An 8,911-nucleotide genomic window follows, 5' to 3' on the forward strand; every position below is an offset into this window, starting at 1 on the left:
CTGTTCCAGATGCCGCCGGCTCGGATAGACCGCATAGACAGCCACCCGCGAGCCGACCGCATAATCCGGCAGCACCCGCCGCAGCACGCCGGATTTCAGCTCCGGCCCCACATCCCAGGTCGAGCGCAGCGCGATGCCGACTCCGGCGAGCAGGGCTTCGCGCACCACCTCGCTCGAATTCGTCCGCAGCGGGCCGGTGACCTTGACCTGTACCGCTCCTTCCGGACCGTCCAGCCGCCAATGGTCGGCGTTGTGCGCGATCAAGACATGGCGCGTCAGATCGGCGATCGTCGCCGGCGCGCCATGGATCGCCAGATAGCCCGGCGTCGCGCAGAGCACGCGATGGTTCGGCGCCAGCCTTTTTGCCACGAGGCTGGAATCCTGAAGATCGGCGATCCGCAGCGCCACGTCGAAACCCTCGCCCACCACATCGACGAAGGCGTCGGACAGCACCAGCTCGACCACCACCAGCGGGTGCGCATCGAGAAAGCGCTTGAGATGCGGGGCGACATGCAGGCGCCCGAAGGAGGTCGGGGCCGAGACCTTCAGCGTGCCGCGCACCTGGCCGGCTCCGCTCGACACCCAGGCCTCGGCCTCCTCGATCGAGGACAGGATCGAGACCACCCGCTCGTAGAAGCCCTGTCCCGCCTCGGTCAGGGCGAGCTGGCGCGTCGTGCGCTGGAGCAGCCTGACGCCCAGCCGCTCCTCCAGCCGGCGGATGCGCTTGGAGATCACCGCCGGCGACAGGTTAAGCTCTCGGCCCGCGGCCGACATGCTTTTCGCCGTCACCACATGGGCGAAGACATCGAGATCGCCGAACCGGTCCATTCGTGGTCCACCTTTTCCGTTTTGGAAACAATGGCTGGCTTCGATGACGGTGCAAAGCGGTCTCGAATTGGTCTAGTCTGTGAAGTCCATCCTCAGTCCACATCCTGAGGAGCCGCGACAGCGGCGTCTCGATAGATGTTCCCAGTAAGCTCTGGAGCATCCTTCGAGACGCGAGCTTCGCTCGCTCCTCAGAAGCAGGGCTGAAGGCGGGGCTCAGGAGTGACCCATGTCCGCCATCGCCTTTCCCGTTCCCGATCCCGGCATCATCGCGCGGCGCGAGGCGATCATCGCCGGACTCGCCCGCCTCGTGCCGGCGGCCTCGCTGATCACCAGCGCCGATGAACGCCGGCCTTATGAGACCGATGCGCTGACAGCCTATCGCCGCATGCCGCTCGCCGTCGTGCTGCCGGAGACGACGCAACAGGTCGCGGCCGTGCTGCGCTTCTGCCGGGAGGAGGGTATCCCCGTCGTGCCGCGCGGGGCCGGAACGTCGCTCGCCGGCGGTGCCATTCCGCAGGAGGACGCGGTGGTGATCGGCGTCTCCAAGCTCAACCGCATCCTGAAGATCGACTATGCCAACCGCATCGCGCGGGTCGAGGCGGGCGTCACCAATCTAGCGGTCACCGGCGCCGTCTCGGCCGAGGGCTTTTTCTATGCGCCCGATCCGTCATCGCAGCTCGCCTGCTCCATCGGCGGCAATATCGGGATGAACTCGGGCGGCGCGCATTGCCTGAAATACGGCGTGACCACCAACAACGTCCTCGGCGTCACACTGGTCACGCTCGAAGGCGAGATCGTCGAGATCGGCGGCGGCCATCTCGATGCGCCGGGCTATGATCTGCTCGGCCTGATCAACGGCTCGGAAGGCCAGCTCGGCATCGTCACCGAGGCGACTGTGCGCATCCTGCGGGCCGCGGAAGGCGCCCGGCCGGTTCTCTTCGGTTTCCCCACCAGCGAGCAGGCCGGTGCTGCGGTGGCGGCGATCATCGGCGCCGGCATCATCCCGGTCGCAATGGAGTTCATGGACAAGCCGGCCATCGAGATCTGCGAGGCGTTCGCCAAGGCCGGCTACCCGATGGATGTCGAGGCGCTGCTGATCATCGAGGTCGAGGGCTCCGACGCCGAGATGGACGCCCAGCTCGCCCGCATCGTCGCCATCGCCCGCGAGCACGGCGTCAGCACGGTCAAGGAGAGCAAGTCGGCGATGGAGGCCGCCGCGATCTGGAAGGGTCGCAAATCCGCCTTCGGCGCCACGGGGCGCATCGCAGACTATATCTGCATGGACGGCACCATCCCGACCGGCCAATTGCCCTATGTGCTGAAGCGCATGGACGAGATCGTGAAGGGCTACGGGCTGCGCGTCGCCAATGTCTTCCACGCCGGAGACGGCAATCTCCACCCATTGATCCTCTACAACTGCAATGACCCCGTCGAGGCGCAGAAGGCCGAGGATGCCGGCATGGACATCCTGAAACTCTGCGTCGAGGTCGGCGGCTGCCTCACCGGCGAGCACGGCGTCGGCATCGAGAAGCGGGACCTCATGACGGTCCAGTTCAACGAAGCGGACCTCGCCCAGCAGATGCGGGTGAGGGCGGTGTTCGACCCGCGCTGGCTGCTGAACCCGGCGAAGGTCTTCCCGCTCGAGGGGCGGGTGGCGGCGTGACAGAGGGCGGAGCGCTTCGTTGATCACGCACACCCCCACCACCGAGGCGCAGGCCTGCGCCGTCGTGAAATCCGTTGTCGAGTCGCGGGTTCCGCTGTCGATCCGTGGCGGCGGCACGCGCGCGGGGCTCGGCCGTCCGCCGCAGGGCGCGAGCACCCTGTCGAGCGCCGGTCTCACCGGGATCACGCTTTACGAGCCGGCGGAGATGGTCATCTCCGCCCGCGCCGGCACCCCGCTGGCCGAGGTGCAGGCGACGCTGGCCGAACGCGGCCAGATGCTGCCCTTCGAGCCGATGGACCACCGCGCGCTCTATGGCAGCGAGGGCGAGCCGACCATCGGCGCCATCGCCGCCTGCAACATCTCCGGCCCGCGCCGGATCAATGCCGGCGCCGCGCGCGATTCCCTGATCGGCGTGCGGCTGGTCAACGGCCGCGGCGAGCTGGTGAAATCGGGCGGGCGCGTGATGAAGAACGTCACGGGGCTCGATCTGGTGAAGCTCATGGCCGGCAGCCACGGCACCCTCGGCTTCCTCACCGAGGTCACTTTCCGCGTTCTGCCGAAGCCGGAGCGCATCGCGACCCTGCAATGGCGCGGCCTGTCCGACGAGGTGGCGGTGGGCCTGCTATCGAAGGCGCTGGGCTCTCCCTTCGAGCCGATGGCGGCTGCACATCTGCCGGCCGGCATCGCCGGCAAGGAGGCGCTGACCCTGCTGAGGCTGGAGAATTTCGCGGAATCGATCGACTATCGCGCCAATGAACTCGCGCAATTGCTCGGCGATTACGGCCCCTCGGATCTGCTTGAGGGCGAATCCGTCGCCGCGCCATGGCACATGATCCGCGATGCCGCCTTCTTCGCCGGCTCGGGCGAGGCGGTCTGGCGGCTTTCGCTGAAGCCCTACGACGCCCCGCCCGTGGTCGCCGCGATCAAGCAGGCCATGCCCGCCGCGCGCTGCTTCTATGACTGGGGCGGCGGGCTCGTCTGGCTCCGGATTCCGGCTGTCGGCGATGCCGGCGGCGCCGGCATCCGCTCCGCCGTTCAGCAAGTGGGTGGACATGCCACGCTGGTGCGAGCGCCCGATGCGCTGCGCGCAAAAGTGGATGTCTTCCAGCCGCTGTCGGAGCCGCTGATGCGGCTCTCCGCCGGCATCAAGACCAGTTTCGACCCGGCCGGCATCTTCGAGCCCGGCCGGATGTATGTGGGGATGTGATGGCGTTCGCCGAAACCGTTCTGCCAGACGCTGCCGTACGCCCCGGCTGGGCACCGAACCGCCTGAGGCCGTGGGCGGTGGCTACGCTGGGCGTGCTGCTGATCGCGGCGGCCGCCGGCATCCTGCTCTGGATGGGCCGCGAGCCGATCTGCAAATGCGGCATGATCAAGCTCTGGCAAGGCACCGTTCAGTCCTCGGAGAACTCCCAGCACATCGCGGACTGGTACACCTTCTCGCACATCATCCACGGCTTTCTGTTCTACGGGCTGTTCTGGCTGATCCGCCGCGTCACCGGCCTGCCGATCTCCTTCGGGCTGGCTCTGCTGCTCTCGATCGTCGTCGAGAGCGCCTGGGAGATCCTCGAGAATTCGCCGGCCGTGATCGAGCATTACCGCTCGGCCACGATCTCGCTGGACTATTACGGCGACAGCGTCCTGAACTCGGTCAGCGACATCCTCTCCATGGTGCTCGGCTTCCTGATCGCCTGGGCTCTACCCGTCTGGCTGACGGTGACCGGGGCCCTCGCCATGGAGCTGATCGTCGGCTGGCTGATCCGCGACAACCTCACACTCAACGTCATCATGCTGCTCTGGCCGATGGACTGGATCAAAGCCTGGCAGGGCGGGGCCTGACACCATGCAAACCAATTTCACCCCCGAGGGCCTCGCCTCCGATCCGCGCATGCCGGCCTCGGAGAAGATCCTGCGCACTTGCGTGCATTGCGGCTTCTGCACCGCGACCTGCCCGACCTATCTGCTGCTGGGGGACGAGCTCGATTCCCCGCGCGGGCGCATCTACCTGATCAAGGACATGCTGGAGAACGGCAAGCCGGCCACCTCCGAGGTGGTGAAGCATGTCGATCGCTGCCTTTCCTGCCTCTCTTGCATGACGACCTGTCCCTCGGGCGTGAACTATATGCACCTCGTCGATCATGCCCGCGCGCATATCGAGGAGACCTATCAGCGTTCCTGGCACGACAGGCAGCTGCGCCGGGTGCTGGCGGCGATCCTGCCCTATCCCGGCCGCTTCCGCGCCGCGATGCTGGCGGCGCTGTTCGCCAAGCCGCTGGCCCCGGTGCTCGGCCTGGTGCCGGTCCTCGGCAAGCGGCTGAAGGCGATGCTGGCGCTGGCGCCCGCGCGGTTGCCCACCCGCTCGGCCATGGAAGGCCCGCGCAGCTTTCCCCCGCCGGGACAAGCGCGCCGGCGCGTCGCGCTGCTCACCGGCTGCGCCCAGCCCGTGCTCGACCCCGCGATCAACGAGGCGACGATCCGCCTTCTCAACCGCCACGGCGTCGAGGTGGTGCTGCCGAAAGGGGAGGGCTGCTGCGGCGCGCTCGTCCACCATATGGGCCGCGAGCACGACGCGATGAGCTTCGCCCGTGCGAATATCGATGCCTGGCTCGCCGAGGCCGATGGCGAGGGGCTCGACGCCATCCTGATCACCGCCTCCGGCTGCGGCACCACGATCAAGGATTACGGCTTCATGTTCCGCAACGAGCCGGCCTATGCCGAAAAGGCGGCGCGGGTCTCCGCGCTGGCCAAGGACGTCACCGAATTCCTGGAGACGCTGGAGCTGGCGTCTGTCCGCGATGTCGCGATGCCGATCGCTTATCACTCCGCCTGCTCGATGCAGCACGGCCAGCAGTTGAAGGACGGGCCCAAGCGCCTGCTGAACGGCGCCGGCTTCAAGGTGAAGGAGGTGCCGGAAGGCCATATCTGCTGCGGCTCGGCCGGCATCTACAACATCCTGCAGCCGCAGATCGCGGGCCAGCTGCGAGAGCGCAAGATCGGCCATATCGAGCGGACGAAGCCCATTCTGGTCGCGACCGGCAATATCGGCTGCATGACTCAGCTCGCGAAAGGCTTCGCCGACAAGGGCGCCACGACGCCGGTGGTCCACACTGCCGAACTGCTCGACTGGGCTACGGGAGGCCCGCTTCCGGAGAAGCTGGCAAGGGCGGGCATTGCGGATCGGCCGCTGCGCGAGCAGGTGCTGGCGGCGGAGTGAATCGAGGGCGCGTCATCCTCGGGCTGACCGCGCATCTCCCGCCGAATGCGGCTCCGGCGCCGTCGCCTCGCGGGATGCTCGGGTCTGCGCTGCGCTTCGCCCGAGAATGACGCTCTGCGGCTTGCCCCTTGCGTCCGCACGGTCTAACCCGCCTTCAATCCTCCGTTGACCGCCAGAGTTCGCCCATGTCCGCCGAAAAGCCCGCTTCCGCCAAGCTGAAGGCCCGCCAGCCGCGCGGCTTCGTCGATCGTGGCCCGGCCGATGTCGCCGCGACCGAGCGCATGCTCGCGGTCATCCGCGAAAGCTTCTCGGTCTATGGTTTCGAGCCTGTCGAGACACCCTTCGTCGAATACACTGACGCGCTCGGCAAGTTCCTGCCGGATCAGGACCGGCCGAACGAGGGCGTCTTTTCCTTCCAGGACGATGACGAGCAGTGGCTCTCGCTGCGCTACGACCTCACCGCGCCGCTCGCCCGCTATGTCGCCGAGAATTTCGACGCGCTGCCGAAGCCCTATCGCAGCTACCGCGCCGGCTACGTCTTCCGCAACGAGAAGCCGGGGCCGGGCCGCTTCCGCCAGTTCATGCAGTTCGACGCCGATATCGTCGGCGCCGGCTCGGTCGCGGCGGACGCCGAAATCTGCATGCTCGCCGCCGACACCATGGAGGCGCTGGGCATCAAGCGCGGCGACTATGTCGTCAAGGTCAACAACCGCAAGGTGCTCGACGGCGTGATGGAGGCCATCGGTCTCGGTGGCGAGGAGAATGCCGGGCGCCGGCTGACGGTGCTGCGCGCGATCGACAAGCTGGACAAGTTCGGGCCGGAGGGCGTGCGGCTCCTGCTCGGTGAGGGCCGGAAGGACGAGAGCGGGGATTTTACGAAGGGTGCGGGGCTGTCCAAGATTCAAACGGATGCAGTCTTGAACGCCTTTGGAGTGACCACTGTACAAATCAGCGGTGGATCGCTCTCGCCCACAGACGGTGGGGTCGGTGAAATGCAGGCGCTTGTTTCGAAGATTGCTCTGAACCCCTCATTCCAAGCCGGCATGGAGGATCTGAATGCAATACATGAGCTTATCACAGCCGCTGGCTATGGCTTGGACCGTATCCGGATCGACCCCTCCGTCGTGCGCGGTCTCGAATACTACACCGGCCCGGTCTACGAGGTCGAACTGACCTTCCCGGTCACAAATGATGACGGGCAGGTCGTGCGCTTCGGCTCGGTCGCGGGCGGCGGGCGTTATGACGGGCTGGTCGGCCGCTTCCGGCCGGAGCCCGTGCCGGCGACGGGCTTCTCGATCGGGGTCTCCCGGCTCTACACCGCGCTGAAGGCGGTGAAATCGCCGATCGTCGACAACAAGGCCGAGCTGCCGCTGGTCGTCGTAACGGCGATGGACAACAAGTCGCCGGAGTTCATGCCGGGCTATCAGGCTTTCGTCTCGGAGCTGCGCAAGGCGACCGGCGAGAACGGCAAGCCGCTCTGCCGCGCCGACCTCTATCTCGGCGCCTCCGGCTTCAACGCCCAGATGAAATATGCCGACCGGCGTGGCGCGGTCTGCGCGATCATTCAGGGTTCCTCCGAGCGCGAGGCCGGCACGGTCGTCATCAAGGATCTGGTCCTCGGCGCCGAACTCGCCGCCGCCAGCCGCGACGTCAAGGATTCCGCCGAGCACAAGGCCAAGCAGGCGGAAGCGCAGTTTTCGGTGCCGGTGGCGGGTTTGGTCGAGGGTGTCAGGAAGGTGCTCGCGCGCCACTCGTAGAGCGCGGGAAACCCCTCTCCTGGAAGGAGAGGGGCAGGGGTGAGGTGTCGGCCTCTGAACCAGTGGCGCGCAAACCCGACAGGGGCGCCGCTGTGAGGCCTCTGCGCTTCTGTCCAACGGCCGACCCCTCACCCTGCCCTCTCCCTATGGGCGAGGGTTCTCGGTCGAGGCCTCGATTCCCATTCACCCATTTCCCTCAAATCCCTCGAAAATCCTCCGCGTCGCTGATAGGACGACCGGCGTAACAGGATGAGACCGCCCGTGCCCGCCAGCCGTGCCAGCATCGACACCGTGATCGCGCTCCTCGCAGGCGAGGGTTATGCCCGCGCCGAGCCGGCGATCCTGCAGCCCGCCGAGGCCTTCATCGACCTGTCGGGCGAGGATATTCGCCGCCGCATCTTCATGACGCAGGATGCCGACGGCCGGGACTGGTGCCTGCGGCCGGAATACACCATCCCCGTCGCGCTCGATCACATCGCCTCGGGCACGGCCGAGCCGGCGGCCTATGCCTATGCCGGCCCGGTCTTCCGCATGCGCTCCGGCGAGCCGGGCGAGTTCCTGCAGGCGGGGCTGGAATCCTTCGGCCGCGACGATCTCACCGCCGCCGACGCCGAGATCATGGGCCTCACCATCGAGGCCGTGGCCGCGCTCGGTTTGACGAACCCGCGCATCCTGATGGGCGATGTCGCCCTGCTGGGCGCGCTGCTCGACCGCCTCGCCGTGCCGCAGGGCGCTCGCCGCCGCCTGGTGCGCGCGCTGGTGCAGGGCAGGGGCACCGAGGCCGTGGCCGCGCTCGATCCGCCGGCAGGCGAAGGCGAGACCGCCCATGCCGGCCTGCTGAAGGCGCTGGAGGGGCAGGACCCCAAGGCTGCGCGCGCCTTCGTCGAGGATGTGCTCTCCATCGCCGGCATCTCGACCGTGGGCGGGCGCAGCGCCGCCGATATCGCCGAACGCTTCCTCGCTCGCGCCGCCGAGCGCGAGAACCCGGTGAGCGACGAGGTGAGGTCACTGCTCGGCCAGGTGCTGGCCGTGTCCGGCGATCCGGATGCGGCCTCCGCCAGCCTGCGGGCGCTCGCCAAGCAGGCCTCGCTGGATCTCGGCCGCGAGCTCGACGCCTTCGACGAACGCACCGGCTTCCTCGCCGCGCGCGGGGTCGATATCGGCGCGATCCGCTTCACGCCGGGCTTCGCCCGCAATCTCGACTACTACAGCGGCTTCATCTTCGAGCTGCACGATCCCCCCCGGGACAACGTCAAGCCCGTGGCCGGCGGCGGCCGCTACGACACGCTGCTCGGCCGCCTCGGCGCGGCCCGGTCCGTGCCGGCCGTCGGTGCCTCGATCTGGCTGGACCGGTTGCCCGCGCCCGCCCAAGCAGGAGCTGCCGCATGAGCCGGACCGACGCACCGCTCGTCCTGGCCGTTCCCTCCAAGGGGCGCCTGCAAGAAAACG

General features: G+C 67.7%; 7 protein-coding genes. 6 read left to right on the forward strand and 1 reads right to left on the reverse strand.

Translation table 11 applies throughout. The features are described 5' to 3' along the window. On the reverse strand, window positions 1-828 hold an 828-nt coding region (locus ACOJTB_RS05835; protein WP_420101577.1), incomplete at its 3' end, for a LysR family transcriptional regulator. Between the two features lie 226 nt (window positions 829-1,054). Here ACOJTB_RS05835 and ACOJTB_RS05840 point away from each other — a divergent pair. The 6 genes from ACOJTB_RS05840 (at window position 1,055) to ACOJTB_RS05865 (ending at window position 8,851) form a co-directional block, all read left to right on the forward strand. Next, a complete protein-coding gene (locus tag ACOJTB_RS05840) occupies window positions 1,055-2,491 on the forward strand; it encodes an FAD-linked oxidase C-terminal domain-containing protein (protein WP_420101578.1) in 1,437 nt (478 codons plus the stop codon). 19 nt (window positions 2,492-2,510) lie between these two features. Beyond that, window positions 2,511-3,698 (forward strand): glycolate oxidase subunit GlcE, encoded by a 1,188-nt coding sequence (gene glcE / locus ACOJTB_RS05845; RefSeq protein WP_420101579.1) that lies wholly within the window; start codon window positions 2,511-2,513, stop codon window positions 3,696-3,698. Next, window positions 3,698-4,330, forward strand: coding sequence for a DUF2585 domain-containing protein (locus ACOJTB_RS05850; RefSeq protein WP_420101580.1), 633 nt, complete (start codon window positions 3,698-3,700; stop codon window positions 4,328-4,330). The genes glcE and ACOJTB_RS05850 overlap by 1 nt, the downstream gene beginning before the upstream one ends. A 4-nt stretch (window positions 4,331-4,334) precedes the next feature. Beyond that, window positions 4,335-5,705, forward strand: a complete 1,371-nt coding sequence (glcF, locus tag ACOJTB_RS05855; protein ID WP_420101581.1) for a glycolate oxidase subunit GlcF — start codon at window positions 4,335-4,337, stop codon at window positions 5,703-5,705. A 185-nt stretch (window positions 5,706-5,890) separates the two neighbouring features. Next, entirely contained in the window at window positions 5,891-7,462 is a 1,572-nt protein-coding gene (gene hisS, locus ACOJTB_RS05860) for a histidine--tRNA ligase (RefSeq protein ID WP_420101582.1), read from the forward strand. Between the two features lie 249 nt (window positions 7,463-7,711). Beyond that, entirely contained in the window at window positions 7,712-8,851 is a 1,140-nt protein-coding gene (locus ACOJTB_RS05865) for an ATP phosphoribosyltransferase regulatory subunit (protein ID WP_420101583.1), read from the forward strand. Window positions 8,852-8,911 lie beyond the last annotated feature (60 nt).

The organism is Allobosea sp., from assembly GCF_048595345.1.
In the GTDB taxonomy this organism is placed as follows: Bacteria; Pseudomonadota; Alphaproteobacteria; order Rhizobiales; family Beijerinckiaceae; genus Allobosea.

Coding starts and splice junctions, on each gene's coding strand:
- ACOJTB_RS05840 (WP_420101578.1), top strand. CDS start 1,055: ATGTCCGCCATCGCCTTTCCCGTTCCCGATCCCGGCATCATCGCGCGG.
- ACOJTB_RS05850 (WP_420101580.1), top strand. CDS start 3,698: ATGGCGTTCGCCGAAACCGTTCTGCCAGACGCTGCCGTACGCCCCGGC.
- glcF (WP_420101581.1), top strand. CDS start 4,335: ATGCAAACCAATTTCACCCCCGAGGGCCTCGCCTCCGATCCGCGCATG.
- hisS (WP_420101582.1), top strand. CDS start 5,891: ATGTCCGCCGAAAAGCCCGCTTCCGCCAAGCTGAAGGCCCGCCAGCCG.
- ACOJTB_RS05865 (WP_420101583.1), top strand. CDS start 7,712: ATGAGACCGCCCGTGCCCGCCAGCCGTGCCAGCATCGACACCGTGATC.